We start from the raw sequence: 16,598 nt of genomic DNA on the forward strand, positions 1-16,598 counted from the left end.
GGCCTTAGTTGATCCGTTGCCCGCCTTTCATTACCAGCTTCAGCTTGCGCAGGCTATTGATCTGCTTGGTCGGGTCGCCCTCTACGGCGATCAGATCGGCCAGTAAACCCGCTTTCACGCGGCCCCGGTCGGTCAGGTGAAACACGTCGGCATTGGTAGCGGTGGCCGATCGCAGCACCTCGGTGGGTGTCATGCCGTAGTCGACCATCATCTCGAGCTCGCGGGCATTGTCGCCGTGCGAAAAAACGCCCACATCGCCCCCGGCGCAGATGGTGACCCCCGCCTGCAAGGCCTGCCGGAAGGTCTGCCGTTTCTGGCTGATGCGTTCTGGTTCAGGTACGTTGGGAGCGCCTTTTTTCCAGCCCCGGTACTGGGCGATGGCGTCGCCCGCCGCCAGGGTAGGGCAGAGGGCGGTTCCATGCTGTTTCATCAGCGCGAAAATATCGGGCGTACCGGCGTCGCCGTGTTCCAGGGTCTCACAACCGGCCAGAATGGCCCGGCGCATGCCCTCGGCTGTGCTGGCGTGAGCCACCACGCCGCGTCCGCTGCTTTTGGCAACATCCACAATCGTTTTTAATTCCTCAATCGTAAACGTGGGGCGGGCTTCGGCCATCAGGCCCCACCGATAATCGGCATACACCTTAATCACATCGGCTCCTTTGCCAATCTGCCGCCGCACGGCCATGATGAGCCGGTCGTGGCCATCGGCTTCTTCGGCCCCCTGGGGTACGTCGATATCGGGGCTGAACCCTTTGGGTGCATAGCTGCCCGTGGCGATCAGCGCCCGTGTGGCAATTACCATTCTGGGACCTGGGATAATGCCCTGATTGATCGCCTGTTTCAGACCAACGTCGTCGTAATCAGCGCCTTCGGTACCCAGGTCGCGTACGGTGGTGAAACCCGCCCGGAGTGTCTTCTCGGCATGCACGGTTGCCCGCGCTACCCGCAGCGACCGGGCTTCGCGCAGCACCTGATCGTCCCAGGGCGTTTCATTGTAGGGATGCAGTAACAGATGCGAATGGCCTTCGATCAGGCCGGGCAGCAGCGTGGTATTGGGCAGGTCGATGACCGTCTCAGGTACGTTGGTAGTTTTGGGTAGCGAGGCTGGCGGGCCGGCTGCTTCGATCCGCTCCCCACGTACCCGCACCACCCAGCCTTCGTGAAGCTGCTCGCCATCGAAGACGCGGGCCGGGCGCAACAGCGTGGTGGGCTGTGCCTGTGCCAGTGAGCAGCAGGCGATAAACAGGGTGCTGTGAAGCAGGCGGTAAAATGCGGTCATAACCAGAAATTCAGCGAGAACATCGTTTGGTTAAACATACAAAAAAAGGCCGCTCTCAATAGAAAGCGGCCCCGTTTGTCGATGAATGGGTAATATCGGTTAGTTGGCTACTGCCTCTTCGGTCAGCACGTCGTTGACGGCGGTGAGGGGCAGGCCAAACGCATCGGCAACGCCTTTGTAGACAATCTTACCTTCCACCACGTTCAGACCGAGACGCAGCTCGGCGTTATCGCGGCACGCCTGCTGCCAGCCTTTGTTGGCCAGTTGAAGCGCGTAGGGAAGGGTCGCGTTGGTGAGCGCAACGGTGCTGGTGTAAGGCACGGCACCGGGCATGTTGGCCACGCAGTAGTGCACCACGTCGTCGATGACGTAAGTGGGATCTTCGTGGGTAGTGGGGCGGCAGGTTTCGATGCACCCCCCCTGATCAACAGCCACGTCGACGAGCACCGTACCGGGCCGCATTAGCTTCAGCATGTCGCGGGTAACGAGGTGCGGCGCTTTGGCACCCGGAATCAGCACAGCACCCACAATGAGATCGGCATGTTGTACTTCTTCCCGAATGTTATAATCGTTCGACATCATGGTGTCGACGTTTGCGGGCATGACGTCGGCGAGGTAACGCAGGCGGGGCAGGCTGATGTCCATAAGCGTCACATGCGCCCCCAGACCGGCGGCCATGCGGGCGGCCTGCGCCCCCACGATTCCACCGCCGAGCACCAGCACTTTCGCGGGTTTTACACCCGGAACGCCGCCCAGCAGAATACCCCGCCCTTTTTGGGGTTTCTCGAGGTATTTGGCACCTTCCTGAATCGCCATCCGGCCGGCTACTTCCGACATCGGCACCAGCAACGGCAGGCTCCGATCGGTTTTCTCGACCGTTTCGTAGGCGAGGCAAATCGCCTTACGCTCGATCATGGCGTGGGTCAGTTCCTCCGACGAGGCGAAGTGGAAATACGTGAACAGCAGCTGATTCTCTTTGATAAGATTGTACTCCTGCGCGATGGGTTCCTTCACCTTCATGATCATCTCGGCGATGCCGTAAATGTCTTCGATGGTGGGGAGCATTTGCGCACCTGCTGTAATGTATTCACCGTCTTCAAAACCGCTGCCCACCCCGGCGTTGACCTGTACGTAAACCGTATGACCGTGTTTACGCAATTCGGCAACACCCGCTGGCGTAAGTGCTACGCGGTTCTCGTTGTTTTTAATCTCTTTGGGAACACCAATGACCATGACGATATGGCTATTTTGTTTGTTGGGTACAAGAAGTAGTACAAAAGTAAGAAGATAGAATAGAAGGATGGTGTTTGCTGAAAATTTGGGATAAATAGCATTATATAACTGTTTTCTCAGGAAATCGGTCTGAAAAGGATCGGCTGAGCGGCGGTTGACAGGACAGTTTTCTTTCCGCCTTCATCGGAGTGGTTTATGGAACTTGATAAAATCGATCGGGCAATTCTGGCGCTTTTACAGACAAATGCCCAACTCACCATTCAGGAAATCGGGCAGCAAATCAACCTGTCTAAAACGCCCGTACACGAACGCATCAAACGGCTTGAACGCGAGGGGATTATCGATCGGTACGTGACGGTGCTGAATAAAAAGAAGCTGGGAAGTCGGTTGCAGATCTACTGCCAGGTCACGCTCGACAAGCAAAACCGCGATAGTTTCGATGCATTCGATGCGGCGATTGCCACGCTGCCCGAAGTGCTCGACTGCTGCCGGGTGTCGGGGGCGTTCGATTACCTGATCAAGCTGATCGTGACCGACATGGACGACTACAACCGCTTTTATCAGGACCAGTTTTCGGTTATTCCGGGCATCGTCCACATCAGCAGCTTCTTCGTGATGGCCGAGGTGAAAAACACAACGGTGGTGCCGGTGTGAGGGAGTTCACTGTTTGCAGTCCTCTGTCCGCTGTTGCTTCGCGTTTCCACTAGAAATAGGTTGTTGCAGAGTAACAGCGGACAGACGACTGTAAACAGTGAACTACGTTACGGCTATTACTTCTCCGTGCGTCTGCTTCATCACGGTGCGGAGGGCGGGTTTCAGCAAGCCGAAGGTGGCGACGGCGGCTTCGCTCAGCCAGGCCCGGCCAAAGAGTTGCTGCACCGTTCGCCCCACCCATAGCCGCCGCCCAAACAGCCGCGACCAGTCGGCCTGGTAGGTCCGTTCGAGGGCGGGCCGGTCCAGTTCGTGGCGTAGAAAGCGTGTGGAAAGACTGCTCACCAGTTTCGCGCCGTGAATCGCCATCGCCATGCCGTTGCCACAGAGGGGCGTAATCAGCCCGGCGGCGTCGCCTGCCATCAGGATGTGGTTATCGACGGCCTGTTTCGGGGCAAACGACACCTCGTTGATGACCTCAGGCCGGTCGTAGAGAAAGGTGGCCTGATCGAAAACGGCTCGCAGGTGTGGATTTTGGCAAAGTACGGCCTGTTCCATCGCCTCAATGTTGCCATGCGCCCGTACGTTAGCGCGGGTCGTCAGGTAGCAGAGGCAGTATTTATCGTCTTCGATGGCCGACATACCGCAATAGCCATCCGGGAAGTTGTGCAGTGCGATCACGTCCTTCGGAAAGTCGATGCCGCTGATGTGGTACTTCACCCCCACGTAGGGCGACGACGCATGCATAAACGCCCGATCAAGGGTTTTATCGAGCTTGGTTCGTTTGCCGAACGTACCCAGCACGAGTCGGGCGGTGTTTGTTTCGCCGTTGCCCAGCGATACCGTAAACCGCTCGTCGGCAAACTGCACATCGGTGACCGTCTGCGCCAGCCGAAACTGTACGCCAGCCATGAGCCCCAACTGGTAGAGTTCATCGTCGAGGGTGTAGCGGCTGATGCCAAATCCGCCCAGATCGAGCGGCGCCGTCAGCACCCGCCCCGATGGTGCCGATAGCCAGAACTGACTGATGCGGGCTGCTCCCAGCGCGTTGAGATCAACGCCCAAGGCCGTCAGGTAAGGCCGTACCTCGTTGGACACATACTCGCCGCAGACCTTATGAAATGGGTACGTTTTACGCTCGATCAGCAGCACATCAAAGCCCGCCCGCCTGAGTTCAAGCGCGCCGACAAGTCCCGCCAACCCACCACCGATGATGATCACGTCGTGCATATGCATAGTAAACGGTAAGCGGGTGAAAGGGTTACAATAAGGTGCGAAAATCAGCAGCGAAGAGCCAGTTAATCAATTAGATAAGCAGTATCCTTTATCTACAGCTACTTTGGAGAGACAACGCTAAAATCAGAAGTGACTATGAAAAAATTGCTATACATAGCCTTGGTACTGTTCATTGCAGCCTGCGGCAAAAAGAATGACACTGTCGCCCCGGATGCAGCGGCTAAAATTGCAGGTACGTATGTAGTTTCCCGCTTTGCCGTGTCGGGAACCGGCGCGAATGATTTTGATTTCAAGCTTCCTCAATCAGGTACGTTAAACGGCGCAACTGTCACCTATTCAGCAACCGTGGTGGTAACCAAACAGACGGAAACAAGCGTTTCGATGGTCTTGATTGAGAAGATAACCGGGCAGGCGGATGAAAACACTGAATTCGGTACTGCCGATATAAAAGGGTCAGAACTATATCAGGGCACGACTAAAGTCGGAACAGCTGATGGCACAGACCTAAATATTGATGCTTCTGGTCAGGGAATTCGTGTAATCGTTACGGCGAAAAAATAACTATCCGTCTTCAAGCAACAAAGCCCGCTGCGACTACAGCGGGCTTTGTTGCTTGAAGGGAACTTACCTCCACTACGGCTTTACCAGAATCTTGCCCCAGCGGCCGGGTGCGTCGGCGTGCTCGACGGCTTTCTTGATTTCATCCAGCCCGTAGGTGGCTTCTATCGGTAACTGAATCGTTCCCGAAGAGAGCGCCTCAAGTACTTCACTACTAACCCGTTGGCGGGCTTCGGGCGTGGCGCGGCGCATCCAGTCCGTGAGCCAGAAGCCTTTGATGGTCAGCTCGCGGAAAATCATCAGGCCGCTGTTAAGCATTGGGTCCTGCCTGCTCAGCAAGCCGTAGATCAGCATCGTACCGCCCCGGCCAAGGCATTTCATTGCCTCGGATGCCGTGTGGCCACCCACCGCGTCGAGCACGCACTGCACGCCCTGCCCGTCGGTAATCTGTTTGACGCGGGCCGCCATGTCGTCGGTTTCGGTGTTGATCACCTCCGTCAGACCCAGTTTTTTGAGGTCGTCGTTCAGGTCGTCGCGCCGCACCGTGCCGATGGTTTTGATACCCCGCTGCTGGCAAAGCTGAATAACCATTTTACCGAAAGCCGAACCGGCGGCGGTCAGCATCAGCCACCCGTCGGCCTGCACGCCCGAGGCTTCCACCATCGCGAAAGCCGTAAACGGGTTTACGAAGAGCTGCGCGGCCACGTCGTCGGGAATGGCGTCGGGAACGGGAATCATGCCTTTGTGATGCGTGATGGTGTATTCGCTCCACGTACCCAGGCCCGTAAAGCTAACCCGCTGACCAACAGGCATCGACACGCCATCGCCTAATGCATCGATCACGCCCACGCCCTCGAAACCAGCGCCCGACGGGAGCTGAGGGCGAATACCGTACAAGTTCTGTACGAACATGATGTCTGATGGATTGATGGGGCTGGCAATGACTTTGACACGTACCTCACCCGGACCGGGCTGTGGCAGGTCTTTCTCGACAACGGCGAGGATATCGGCCGGTTTGCCGGTTTGTTCAAACTGAATGCTTTTCATCGTAAAAGGAGCAACGAGCCAGCACGTGGCGTTGGTTGAAAAAAGATGGTTTGTGCCGAATGGCGGCAATGTTCACATAGCAACCCACGAGGGCCCACTATGTTTGTCGGGAAATTGCACGAATATTTGCTACAATTGGCAAATTGAAACATAGCCCGGCCCTTCGTGGCGCGCGGCTTTCCTAAACTCGTTCATTTACATGCAAACCTCTCCATTTTTAGGTGAACTCATTGGTACGATGGTGCTGCTATTGCTCGGCGATGGCGTTGTGGCTAACGTGGTGCTCAAGCAAACAAAAGGTAATAATGGTGGCTGGATCGTGATTACCACCGGCTGGGCTTTCGCAGTGACCATCGCCATTTTTGTGGCCAAGGCCTTCGGAAGCCTGGACGCTCACCTGAACCCCGCCGTCACGCTGGCGTTTGCCGTCGCCACCAATGATTATAGCAACGTAATCCCTTTTTTTACGGCTCAGATGCTGGGCGGCGTGCTGGGTGGAGTGCTGGTGTGGTTGCTCTACCTGCCGCACTGGGGCGTTACGCCCGACCCAGGCGATAAGCTGGCTGTTTTCTGCAACAGCCCCGCCATCCGCAAAATGGGCCCTAACCTGCTGAGCGAAGCCATCGCTACCATCGTATTGATCCTCGGCTTATCGGGGATTTCATCGAAAGCGCTGGGCGTGCTGGCTACGGGTGTTGGCCCTTATCTGGTGGGTGTACTCGTCTGGAGTATTGGCCTGTCGCTGGGTGGCCCCACGGGCTACGCCATCAACCCGGCCCGTGATCTGGGGCCGCGCGTGGCGCATGCGCTGTTGCCGATTCCGGGCAAAGGGTCGTCTGACTGGGGGTATGCCTGGATACCCGTAGCCGGGCCACTGATTGGCGCTGCGGTAGGGGGCATACTGATTCAGTTATTTGCTTTGTAACGTACCTGTCGGTAGTGCCGAACGCATCTTGCCGTACGTTTGCGCTTATGGCTTTTATCCAGACAGACGCCTATACACTGCGTAACTACGAGTGCGACGCGGCCGGCCGACTGAGTATCCCCGCGCTGATGAACCTGATGCAGGAGTCGGCCAACCGCAACGCCTACGATTACGGCATCGACAGCGAAACCTTGCAGGCCAATGGGCTGGGCTGGATGCTGATGCGCTTTGGCCTGATTATGCACCATTACCCGCGCAGCGGGCAGACGATCCGGATTGTAACGTACCCAACGGGCGTAGAGAAGTTTTTTGTCTACCGCGATTTTCGGGTGTATGCCGAAGCGCAGTTGCTGGCCGAAGCGACCAGTACGTGGCTGGTGTTCGACACGAGTAAGCGCACCATGGTCCCCACGCCCGACTTCATCCGCTCACTGGTGTGCCCCGACGTTGCCCAGCCATTGCCCAGATTGCCGCTCAAGCCCCCGTATCAGTCGGTCGAAGTTCCCACGACAGAAATTCAGGCCGTTACCGTAGGCTGGTTTGATATTGATAGTAATCAGCACGTTAATAATGTCGTCTATATCCGGTGGCTGCTCGAACAACTGCCGGATGCTGTGCTGCAAACCCAGGAACTGGCCGAACTCGACGTGGTTTATCGAAACGAAACCCACTGGCACGAACGGGTGCTGGTGCAACATCAGGCCGACGACGCAGGTACGTTCCGCCACCGCCTTGCATTGGCCGAAATAGGCAAAGATGTATTGCTGGCCAAAACCCGGTGGCGTAATTGAAAGGGCTTAGCAACGGTGCTGTCAGATCCCCGATCTGACAGCTTTGGGGTCTCCGACCCAGCCGAAGAAGAGCCAACGATGGAAGAGCCATTGAAAAACGCGCTGATTGTGTTTGTTTTCCTGGGTCGGGGACCCGCAGGCTGTCAGTTCCCCCGAACTGACAGCACAGTCAACAGCACCCCTACCACACAATCGTCTAAAATCGCCAACGGGCCTGTAGCTTCAACTCGGTTTTGTGAGGGGCAGCAATCAGGTCGAGATCGGAGCCAAGGTCGGGCTGGTTGGTCAGGTCGGTGCGGGCATATCGAAACCAGAGATCGAGGTGTTTGCTGGCTGTGTAGCGGGCGAGCAGGTAATGCCGGACACCCCGGTCAAAGTAGGCCGGAAACGAAAAGGCATACAGCACGTCGCGCTCATAAACATACTGGCGGCTGTCGTAATCGTCGGTGCCAAAGAGCGCCACGCGCCCGCTCAGGCTCCAGCGACCGCGTTCGTAGGTGGCGTCTTGCACCAGCGCAAACCCGCGCGAACTGGTTGCTAGCGCCGCGTACCCAAACGTACCCGACTGTAGCCGCGACCGCATCGTCAGGCCGGGTAGTAGGCTGTAATCGGCCGTAAGGGCGAGGTTGCGGCGGGTGGTTTCGGTCAGGGCTTTGGGTGACGTTTTGCTCTCCGGGCTGTTTTTCTGCTTGTGTTCGTCGTGGAAAATGAGCGAAAAGTGGGTTTGCCGGTTGGGTGTATACACCGCCGACAGCAGGTAATCGAACCCACCCGATGGCCCGTCGACGAGGTATTTCCACCACGGAAAGCGAAACCAGTCGACAAACCCGCTCAGCGTTAGCTTTCGGTAAAGGCTGTATTTCAGCCCGCCATGCACACCTGTTTCGTTGATGGGGCGGCTGCTTTCGCTGAACGAATTGGCGTAGAAGCTGTGAAAGTTTCGGTCGTAATGTCGCACCAGAACGGCCAGGTCGAGGCGACGGCTGACGCCCACCAACGTACCCAGCACGGCACCCACCCCGCCGCTGTTGGTGAGGGAGCCACTGCTATAGGCCATTTCGCCAAACAGATTGAGGTTGCGCCAGACGTACCCACCATGCAGGCCCACAAGGCGGTTTTGTGTCCCTCTGAATTCGTAGTTGTTATAGGGCAGGTCGCGTTTCTGAACGGGTTTGTCGAACGTCGTTTGCAGGTACGTTACGCCCAGTTGCAGGTTGTTGCGCTGGTAGTGCAGATGACCGCCCAGATTGGTTTCTGCCACCGCCCGTAGGTCGAGCAGATCGCCCGGCGTCTGGTGCAGGCCTGAGGTCAGAAACGACGTGACGACATCCGCATCGGCGGGCGTTTTGCCCAGGGCTATGTTGGCATCGCGCCGGTTGCGGGCCGCGAAGAGGGTGAGGTCAAGGTGAGGCGTAAGTGCGTAAGTGGCCGATAGGCCCCGTAAATAGCCGTATTCGCTCAGCGACGTATAGGCCCGTGCCCCCAGCGTTGGCCGCCTGACAGTCAGGATCGTTTCGGCGTTTTTACCCAACGAAAAACCGGCCGACAGAATCAGGCCCTGCCCAAGCTGCTGCTGAAAATCGCCGATGATGATATTCTTCCACCGCCCCCGCTGCCGAATCTGGGCGTGAAACGAGACAAAATCAGGCCCATACTGGCGTGTCGCGGGGTTCCAGCGAAACGGCTCGCCGGGGTCCTGTTCCAGTGTCAGGCCTACGCTGTACACGCCGGGGCGGCTGTTTCGGTAGCGCAGATACCACTGGCCGGGGCTGCCCAGATAGCGCATCGGCAGCGTGCCATTTTTGTTAGGGATGGCCTCCGAAAACCCCTTCTGCGTTTCCAGCACGCGCTCGTAGCGGGCCAGCAAATAATGGTCCGACGGGCTGGGCAGGTCGGCCGTGAGCGTAGCCGCGCGCACGGTGACGAACGCCCGCATCCGCTGAATGGTGGGTACGTCGAAATCGGGTACTGCCTGTAGTTCAGCTACGTCGAGCAGCGGTCCGTTGGCGGCCCGGTAGGCGAGAAGGCTGGTAAGCTGCCGCTCGCTGAGCAGGTACGTTGCCGACAGTTCGTCGCGGGTGGCGGTGTTCAGGTCAAGCGGATGGCTGTAGAGTTGCGCCAGATTATCGAACAGCGCCTGATAATCGATGCCCTCGGCCTGGGTTGGAAATAACTCCTGAAAGAGTCGGTTCAGCGCATCGTCGGTACGGGTAGCTGGGGGAGGAGCTGTAACGGTGGTGGATGAAGTGGGCAACTGCGCTACAACGGCAAGGGGCAGCAGCCACCCCACTAGCGTAGGTAGATAGGTACGGACAGTCAAGGAGCATAGCGTTCGGTGGGAGTGCGAAAGCTACTAGCTTAGTTGATATAAATCAAGTTTAATGGTGACTTATGCGATTGCTCGTATCGCCCCACCGTACAACTTTATCCTGCCTTGCTTACATTTGTCGAACCGTATGCATGCATACTAATTTGCCTCAAAAACGCCAAACTTTAGACTAAACATGGCTAACGCTTTCATTTACGACGCCGTCAGAACCCCGCGCGGGCGTGGCAAAAGCGACGGGTCGCTCCACGATATTCAACCGATCACGTTGCTGACGAGCGTGCTGAAAAACCTCCGCGACCGCAATAACCTCGATACACGTCTGGTCGACGACGTGATCATGGGCTGCGTAACGCCCATTGGCGAACAGGGGGCCGATATTGCCCGTACGGCCGTGCTAGAGGCGGGCTATGCCGAGTCGGTGGCGGGTGTGCAGCTCAATCGCTTCTGCTCGTCGGGGCTGGAAGCCATTAATCAGGCGGCGGCCTATGTGATGTCGGGGCAAGTTGATGCGGTCATTGCTGGTGGCGTCGAGTCGATGTCGCGGGTGCCGATGGGCTCCGATGGCGGTGCCATTTTCATGAACCCGCAGATTGTGGCGCAGCATAACATTGTGCCACAGGGCATTTCGGCCGACCTGATTGCCACCCGGCAGGGCTACAGCCGCAGCGACGTGGATGCGTTTGCGGCAGAGTCGTACCGGCGGGCCGAAGTGGCGCAGCGCGAAAACCGATTCGGGAAGACACTGGTACCGCTGAAAGACGACATCGGCGTAACCGTGCTTGACCGCGACGAGGGCGTTCGGCCCGGTACGACCGCCGAGAGCCTAGGTAAACTAAAACCCGCTTTTGAAGCGATGGGGCAGATGGGGCTTGATGCGCTGGCCCTGCTCAAATACGCCGATCTGGCTCAGATCAACCACGTGCACCATGCCGGTAATTCGTCGCAGATTGTCGACGGGGCGGCGGGTGTGCTGGTGGGCAGCGAAACCTTCGGGCAGTCGACGGGCCTCAAACCCCGCGCCCGCATTGTGGCTTTCGCGATTGTGGGTTCCGAGCCAACGATCATGCTGACAGGCCCCGTGCCGGCAACCTATAAAGTGCTCAAAAAAGCGGGGATGAGTATCCGCGACATCGATCTGTTCGAGGTGAACGAAGCCTTCGCGGCCGTACCGATGCTGTTTATGGACGAATTTGGCGTCGACCATAGTCAGGTCAACATCAGCGGCGGATCGATTGCGCTGGGTCATCCGCTGGGAGCTACGGGGGCCATCATTTCGGCCACGCTGCTTGATGAGTTGGAGCGGACCAATAAGCAGTTTGGCCTGTCGACGCTCTGTATCGGTGGCGGCATGGGCATCGCCACGATCTTCGAGCGGCTGAATTAGACGGTCAGGTCGGTTACCTGCTGAATCAGTTGGATGCCTTCACCCGCGCAGGCCGTAGCGAAATCGGCGTCGTAGCTAGCGATTCGGGTGATGCGGTGCAGTTTGCAAGTCGCCAGGATGAGCGCATCGTTGGGCAGTAGGTTGTACTGCTGCATATAGAAAAAGTAAAGTGAAATGACAGAGTGATCCGTATCAAGGTACGTAAACCGTTCTAACAGTTCAGTGGGGTCATTTTCGCGAAGTATAGCTGGAATTCGTTGATCCCGCTTTAGCGTAAGCGGCGACTTGCCCCCCTCCTCAGCTACCAAATAGAAGGCGAACTCACTCAACACGATCTGATTGATGCAAAGCGTAAGCGACGGATCTGCTATCAACCAATCATATAGGTCAACACGTTTGCCCTTCAACTTTTCGACCAGAATTGAGCTGTCGAGAAAGAGGCTACTGCTCATAGGGGGTTAAAGAGTCCAAGTCGAAGTTAGGATCAGGTTTGGGTCGTTTTAGTCGGTTAAAAAAAGTATCTGACACTTCAGATAACGTCTTTTGGGGCTCGGTTTCGCGGGCGGGCCGAAAGTCAATAACAATTGTTTCGTCCCGCATATCCTCAGGTACGTCGAATATGATCTTGCCATCTACTGGCTTTTGAATCAATCGAATAGCTGTCATTGTATACCCTGTTTTTTGGTAAATCTACTAAACGTTTTTTCTAATGATTAACTACACGGTCGAGCAAAACGTTGCGGTCATCCGCTGGAATCTGACCAGCAGCCCGATGAACGTGCTGAACGACGAATCGATCCCACAATTTGAGGACGCGCTCAACCGCGCCTACGCCGACGAAGCCGTTAAAGGCATCATCATTACTTCCGACAAACCCGAGTTCGTAGCCGGTGCCGATCTGAAAATGATCCTGCGCAACAACGACAAAGACCCGGCCGAAATGCTGAAGGTATCAGCCGAATTGAACCGAATTTTCCGGCGGATGGAAACCAGCGGCAAACCGATCGTGGCGGCCATTAACGGTACGGCGCTGGGCGGGGGCTACGAAATCTGTCTGGCCTGCCATCACCGAATTGCCCTGAACAACCCGAAAACACAGATCGGTCTGGTTGAAGTTACGATCGGCCTGTTGCCGGGCGGCGGGGGTACGCAACGCCTACCCCGCATGATCGGGATGCAGGCCGCGCTGCCGTTGCTGCTGGAAGGCAAAAAGCTGAATGTGGCCGACGCACTGAAAAACGGCCTGATCGACGACATCGCCGAAACGCCCACCACCATGATGGATAAGGCCCGCGCCTGGATTCTGGCCAACCCGCAGCCGATTAAGCCGTGGGATCAGATTGACAAGAAAACGGGCAAGATTGTGGCGCGCGATAATTTCAAGGTGCCGGGTGGCAACGTACAAAGCCCGGTGGGGGCACAGACCTTCGCGGCGGGCACGGCCATGCTGATGGAGAAAACCAAAGGCAACTACCCCGCGCCGCTCGAAATTATGGCCTGCGTGTACGAAGGCCTGCAGGTCAATATCGACCGGGCGCTGACCATCGAAGCGCGGCATTTTGTGAAAGTAGCGACTTCGAAAGTGGCCAAAAATCTGATCGGGACGATGTTTCTGGGCATGAACGAGGCCAACAAAGGCGCAAGCCGGCCGAAGGACGTACCCAAAACCGACGTAAAGAAACTGGGTATCCTGGGCGCGGGCATGATGGGCGCAGGGATCGCTTACGTGTCGGCGGTGGCGGGTATCGAAGTAGTATTAAAGGATGTATCGATAGAAGCAGCGGAGAAAGGCAAAGACTATTCACGCAATCTGTTAAAGAAAGGCGTTGAGCGCGGCAAGGTCGATCCGCTGAGCGTCGATACGACGTTGGACCGCATCAGGCCCACCGCCGATTACGCCGATATGCAGGGTTGTGACCTGATTATCGAAGCCGTTTTCGAGAATCGTGAGCTGAAAGCTACCGTCACGAAAGAAGCCGAGCCGATGCTGGCCGACACTGGCCATCCAGCCCGGGGCGTTTTTGGGTCCAACACGTCGACGCTGCCCATCACTGGCCTGGCCGAAGCATCGCAGAACCCGGCCAACTTCATCGGCATTCACTTCTTCTCGCCCGTCGACAAGATGATGCTGGTGGAACTCATCGTGGGTAACCAAACGTCGAATTACGCGCTGGCCGTGGCGATGGACTACACGCGCAAAATCCGCAAAACGCCCATCGTCGTCAATGACAGCCGAGGCTTTTACACGTCGCGCTGTTTCGGTACCTACACGGCCGAAGGCATGGAATTGCTGCGCGACGGCGTCAACCCGATCCTGATCGAAAACGCGGGAAAAGCCGCCGGAATGCCCGTTGGTCCGTTGGCCGTTACTGATGAAGTGGCGCTCGGTCTGGTGTACAAGATTTCGGGCCAAAGCATCAAAGACGGCGTTCTGGCCGAGGCCGACACCAGCTATCAGGTGGCCAAACAGTTTGTCGAACTGGGCCGATTGGGCAAAAAAGCCAAAGCCGGTTTTTATGAGTACCCCGAGGATGGCCGCGCCAAACAACTCTGGCCGGGGCTATCGGAGCTGTTTCCGCTGGCCGACCAACAGCCAACGCTCGACGAAGTAAAGACCCGACTGCTGTATCGGCAGGCCATCGAGGCCGTGCGCTGCTTCGAGGAAGGCGTGATACGTACCCAACTCGATGCCAACCTGGGTTCCATTCTGGCGTGGGGTTTCCCGGCGTATACGGGCGGGGCGCTGGCGTTTGTCGATTTCGTGGGTGTAGGTACGTTCGTCAGCACGCTCGACCGGCTGGCCGATCAGTATGGCGAACGCTTCCGGCCCACCGATAAGCTGCGCGAACGAGCAGGTCTGAAAGCCGCTGCTTAGTTATAAGTTTAGATTGTACGCTAAAGCCGTACCTGCTATTGGTGACGCACAAACAGCAGGTACGGCTTTAGGCTATTCAGCGCGTAGTAGCCCCGAAACGGCAGGCTTTACGCCAAGTATCGGTCAGGCGGTGCTCAAAACTCCGGTATGTCCATCCGGATGCGCCACTCTTTCGGCAGGTAGTTGTTGACGCGGTTGCCCAGCCCTTTGAGCCAGCCGAGCGGCAGGCCCTGATGCCGCGCCAATAACCAGCCTTTGGGCACGTTGGTGACGGTCAGATTTTCTTTTTTGAAGTAATGCAGGGCATCATCGCGATCCAGGTCGAGGCCGGGCAGATCGGGCGTGAGTTCGGTGCTTAGGGCCAGCGCATGATCGGGCAGGAAATCGGTGCCTTTGAATTGCCCCATCGCGATGCCAAAGCCTTTGTTGCGGAGAGCACTGTCGATCAGCACCAGGTCTTTTTCGAGCGCAATCGGTACGGCGATCAGCTCGTCGTTGGGTTTTTGCCAGAACGAAAACGCATCGGGGTTACGCAGGTAGGTGCGCAACGTACCCAACTGTTTGTGGTGCACCGGTCGGGCCGATTTAAGCCCCCGCCCCTTGCTGACTGGCCCCGATTCACCGCCAAGTTTCTTGCGGAACACGCTGATGAAAAAGCCTTCGCCACGTACCTGATGCGGGTAGCATTGGTAGCCTTCGCTGCCGTCGACGGTGCGCGTCACCACGCCCCAATCATCGGGTAGCGCGAGGGGTACGTTCTCAAATCCGTTCTGGGTCAGGAACCGCACATTGTCGAGGTTTTCGGCATCGTTATACGTACAGGTGCTGTAGATGAGCCAACCCCGCTCGGCCACCAGCGGGGCCGCCGCCGACAGTATACGCTTTTGCCGCGCCGAACACAGTTGCACGTGATCGGGCGACCATTCATCCACAGCTCTTGGGTCTTTCCGAAACAAGCCTTCCCCCGAACAGGGCGCATCGACCATCACCAGATCGAAAAAGCCGGTCAGCGGGGCAAAATCGTCGGGGTCGTGGTTGGCAACGACTACGTTGGCATAGCCCCATTTGTCGATGTTTTCGCGCAGGATCGGCACCCGGCTGCGAATGACCTCGTTGCACACCAGCAGACTGTCGGGGGGTAGGGCCGAGGCCATCAGCGTGCTTTTTCCGCCCGGTGCCGCGCACAGATCGAGCGCGCGCAGGTGCGGCTGTCCGGCGTAGGGTTTACGGGCTCCTGCCGTTTGCCGAATCGCCTCCGCCAAGAGCATCGATGAGGCTTCCTGCACGTAATAAGCTCCCGCCTGAAACAGCGGATCGAGCGTGAAGACGGGTCGTTCGGGCAGGTAAAAACCATCAGCACACCACGGAACCGGTTGAAGACCAGTGGTGTCGAAGGCGGGTTTACGCGGATTCAGGCGGATGCTTACCGGGGGCAACGTACCCAGGGCGTTGGCAAAAGCAGGGTAATCGGCAGCGAGCAGATGCTGCATTTGGTGCTGAAACGCGTCGGGTAGTTGGGGCATACAAAACAGAGGGGTTCTTCTTCCCGAACCATCGCCACCCTTACTTTAGTGCCCTAAGCCGTTTTAAAGCGAGCAGATGCGCCAGCAGAACCGTCGGCACGATTACGGCAGGCAGCAGCGTGAACGGAAACGACAGGATGGCGACGTTGGGCTGATCGAAGGCCAGTTGCTGTAGCGGCGACGGTGCCGAGAGGAGGGCCGTCAGCACGATAATCGCCAGTAGCAGCAGGCCCAGCCCGTTCCAGACCCGAAACAGACGCGGCGGTAGTTCGCGTTTTGTCAGCAAACAATACGCCAGCAGCAACAGGGCCGACAATCCACTCAGAATGTCGAAATTCCAGCCCTCGAACGTCATGAAGACCGGAATCTGTTTTTGCTTGTATAGCTCATGTAGCCCCAACTCGACCGGCACTCGCAGGCCGTGAATCGCCAGCAGCCAGGTTGTGGGTACGTTCCGGGCATCCAGATGCCGATACAGGTACGTGACCAGCCCGATAGCGGGCAGCAACACAAAAATCAGCCGGGGTGGGAAGGCCGTGGTTATCCTGAAAAAGCCGCTGTAGGCTACACCGCTTACGACAACTATCCAGACAGGATACAGCAGGCCGACTAGCCGGTTGCGGCGGGTAGCCAGCCAGATAAACACAAACGCCAGGAGCGTAATGGCCACAAAAAGAACGGATAACCAAACCATAAGTGCGCGTCGCCTGCGGGAGTTATGAAGGCTCAGGTAGGGTCAAAACTAGCGTGCCCCCGTTGTTCGGCAC

Annotated in this window: 14 protein-coding genes; 6 read left to right on the forward strand and 8 right to left on the reverse strand. The window is 57.3% G+C overall.

The genetic code is table 11. From position 1 onward, the window contains the following. Nucleotides 1-4: 4 nt before the first annotated feature. Nucleotides 5-1,279: a metal-dependent hydrolase family protein gene (locus tag ACAW74_RS16125; protein ID WP_370699235.1), complete on the reverse strand. Its 1,275-nt coding sequence runs from the start codon at nucleotides 1,277-1,279 to the stop codon at nucleotides 5-7. 99 nt (nucleotides 1,280-1,378) lie between these two features. Further along, nucleotides 1,379-2,512: an alanine dehydrogenase gene (ald, locus tag ACAW74_RS16130; protein ID WP_370699236.1), complete on the reverse strand. Its 1,134-nt coding sequence runs from the start codon at nucleotides 2,510-2,512 to the stop codon at nucleotides 1,379-1,381. 195 nt (nucleotides 2,513-2,707) lie between these two features. Between ald and ACAW74_RS16135 the strand changes: the two genes are divergently transcribed. Next, nucleotides 2,708-3,166, forward strand: a complete 459-nt coding sequence (locus ACAW74_RS16135; RefSeq protein WP_370699237.1) for an Lrp/AsnC family transcriptional regulator — start codon at nucleotides 2,708-2,710, stop codon at nucleotides 3,164-3,166. Between the two features lie 102 nt (nucleotides 3,167-3,268). Here the strand turns inward: ACAW74_RS16135 and ACAW74_RS16140 are convergent, their stop codons facing one another. Continuing rightward, nucleotides 3,269-4,393, reverse strand: coding sequence for an NAD(P)/FAD-dependent oxidoreductase (locus ACAW74_RS16140; RefSeq protein ID WP_370699289.1), 1,125 nt, complete (start codon nucleotides 4,391-4,393; stop codon nucleotides 3,269-3,271). 141 nt (nucleotides 4,394-4,534) lie between these two features. Between ACAW74_RS16140 and ACAW74_RS16145 the strand changes: the two genes are divergently transcribed. Continuing rightward, nucleotides 4,535-4,960 (forward strand): hypothetical protein, encoded by a 426-nt coding sequence (locus ACAW74_RS16145; RefSeq protein ID WP_370699238.1) that lies wholly within the window; start codon nucleotides 4,535-4,537, stop codon nucleotides 4,958-4,960. Nucleotides 4,961-5,032: 72 nt separating this feature from the next. On the opposite strand, the gene ACAW74_RS16150 is transcribed toward ACAW74_RS16145, so the two are convergent. Further along, on the reverse strand, nucleotides 5,033-6,004 hold the full coding sequence (locus ACAW74_RS16150) for a zinc-dependent alcohol dehydrogenase family protein (RefSeq protein ID WP_370699239.1): 972 nt from the start codon (nucleotides 6,002-6,004) through the stop codon (nucleotides 5,033-5,035). Between the two features lie 199 nt (nucleotides 6,005-6,203). On the opposite strand from ACAW74_RS16150, the gene ACAW74_RS16155 reads away from it, so the two are divergent. Further along, nucleotides 6,204-6,929 carry an MIP/aquaporin family protein gene (locus ACAW74_RS16155; protein WP_370699240.1) on the forward strand — a complete coding sequence of 242 codons (726 nt, stop codon included), beginning with the start codon at nucleotides 6,204-6,206 and terminating at the stop codon, nucleotides 6,927-6,929. Nucleotides 6,930-6,976: 47 nt separating this feature from the next. Beyond that, nucleotides 6,977-7,720 carry an acyl-[acyl-carrier-protein] thioesterase gene (locus ACAW74_RS16160; RefSeq protein ID WP_370699241.1) on the forward strand — a complete coding sequence of 248 codons (744 nt, stop codon included), beginning with the start codon at nucleotides 6,977-6,979 and terminating at the stop codon, nucleotides 7,718-7,720. 196 nt (nucleotides 7,721-7,916) lie between these two features. On the opposite strand, the gene ACAW74_RS16165 is transcribed toward ACAW74_RS16160, so the two are convergent. Continuing rightward, nucleotides 7,917-10,040, reverse strand: coding sequence for a helix-hairpin-helix domain-containing protein (locus tag ACAW74_RS16165; RefSeq protein ID WP_370699242.1), 2,124 nt, complete (start codon nucleotides 10,038-10,040; stop codon nucleotides 7,917-7,919). A gap of 184 nt (nucleotides 10,041-10,224) precedes the next feature. Here ACAW74_RS16165 and ACAW74_RS16170 point away from each other — a divergent pair, with 184 nt between their 5' ends. Further along, nucleotides 10,225-11,433, forward strand: coding sequence for an acetyl-CoA C-acetyltransferase (locus ACAW74_RS16170; RefSeq protein ID WP_370699243.1), 1,209 nt, complete (start codon nucleotides 10,225-10,227; stop codon nucleotides 11,431-11,433). On the opposite strand, the gene ACAW74_RS16175 is transcribed toward ACAW74_RS16170, so the two are convergent. Further along, nucleotides 11,430-11,885, reverse strand: a complete 456-nt coding sequence (locus tag ACAW74_RS16175; protein ID WP_370699244.1) for a type II toxin-antitoxin system VapC family toxin — start codon at nucleotides 11,883-11,885, stop codon at nucleotides 11,430-11,432. The two genes, ACAW74_RS16170 and ACAW74_RS16175, sit on opposite strands and share 4 nt — an antisense overlap. Before the next feature lie 257 nt (nucleotides 11,886-12,142). On the opposite strand from ACAW74_RS16175, the gene ACAW74_RS16180 reads away from it, so the two are divergent. Next, the gene (locus ACAW74_RS16180) at nucleotides 12,143-14,308 is read left to right on the forward strand and encodes a 3-hydroxyacyl-CoA dehydrogenase NAD-binding domain-containing protein (RefSeq protein ID WP_370699245.1); all 2,166 of its coding nucleotides are present in this window, start codon (nucleotides 12,143-12,145) and stop codon (nucleotides 14,306-14,308) included. 134 nt (nucleotides 14,309-14,442) lie between these two features. Here ACAW74_RS16180 and ACAW74_RS16185 read toward each other — a convergent pair whose 3' ends face one another. Together ACAW74_RS16185 and ACAW74_RS16190 are read right to left on the reverse strand one after the other, a co-directional pair. Next, nucleotides 14,443-15,831 (reverse strand): methyltransferase RsmF C-terminal domain-like protein, encoded by a 1,389-nt coding sequence (locus ACAW74_RS16185; protein WP_370699246.1) that lies wholly within the window; start codon nucleotides 15,829-15,831, stop codon nucleotides 14,443-14,445. A gap of 40 nt (nucleotides 15,832-15,871) precedes the next feature. Continuing rightward, entirely contained in the window at nucleotides 15,872-16,525 is a 654-nt protein-coding gene (locus ACAW74_RS16190; RefSeq protein ID WP_370699247.1) for a DUF8737 domain-containing protein, read from the reverse strand. Between the last annotated feature and the right edge of the window lie 73 nt (nucleotides 16,526-16,598).

The organism is Fibrella musci, assembly GCF_041321105.1.
Lineage (GTDB): Bacteria > Bacteroidota > Bacteroidia > Cytophagales > Spirosomataceae > Fibrella > Fibrella musci.

Bases quoted from the DNA above. Each gene is read 5' to 3' on its own strand.
- ACAW74_RS16190 (WP_370699247.1), bottom strand. From the start codon at position 16,525: ATGGTTTGGTTATCCGTTCTTTTTGTGGCCATTACGCTCCTGGCGTTT.
- ACAW74_RS16135 (WP_370699237.1), top strand. From the start codon at position 2,708: ATGGAACTTGATAAAATCGATCGGGCAATTCTGGCGCTTTTACAGACA.
- ACAW74_RS16125 (WP_370699235.1), bottom strand. From the start codon at position 1,279: ATGACCGCATTTTACCGCCTGCTTCACAGCACCCTGTTTATCGCCTGC.
- ACAW74_RS16185 (WP_370699246.1), bottom strand. From the start codon at position 15,831: ATGCCCCAACTACCCGACGCGTTTCAGCACCAAATGCAGCATCTGCTC.
- ald (WP_370699236.1), bottom strand. From the start codon at position 2,512: ATGGTCATTGGTGTTCCCAAAGAGATTAAAAACAACGAGAACCGCGTA.
- ACAW74_RS16150 (WP_370699239.1), bottom strand. From the start codon at position 6,004: ATGAAAAGCATTCAGTTTGAACAAACCGGCAAACCGGCCGATATCCTC.
- ACAW74_RS16155 (WP_370699240.1), top strand. From the start codon at position 6,204: ATGCAAACCTCTCCATTTTTAGGTGAACTCATTGGTACGATGGTGCTG.
- ACAW74_RS16175 (WP_370699244.1), bottom strand. From the start codon at position 11,885: ATGAGCAGTAGCCTCTTTCTCGACAGCTCAATTCTGGTCGAAAAGTTG.
- ACAW74_RS16180 (WP_370699245.1), top strand. From the start codon at position 12,143: ATGATTAACTACACGGTCGAGCAAAACGTTGCGGTCATCCGCTGGAAT.
- ACAW74_RS16140 (WP_370699289.1), bottom strand. From the start codon at position 4,393: ATGCACGACGTGATCATCATCGGTGGTGGGTTGGCGGGACTTGTCGGC.
- ACAW74_RS16145 (WP_370699238.1), top strand. From the start codon at position 4,535: ATGAAAAAATTGCTATACATAGCCTTGGTACTGTTCATTGCAGCCTGC.
- ACAW74_RS16170 (WP_370699243.1), top strand. From the start codon at position 10,225: ATGGCTAACGCTTTCATTTACGACGCCGTCAGAACCCCGCGCGGGCGT.
- ACAW74_RS16160 (WP_370699241.1), top strand. From the start codon at position 6,977: ATGGCTTTTATCCAGACAGACGCCTATACACTGCGTAACTACGAGTGC.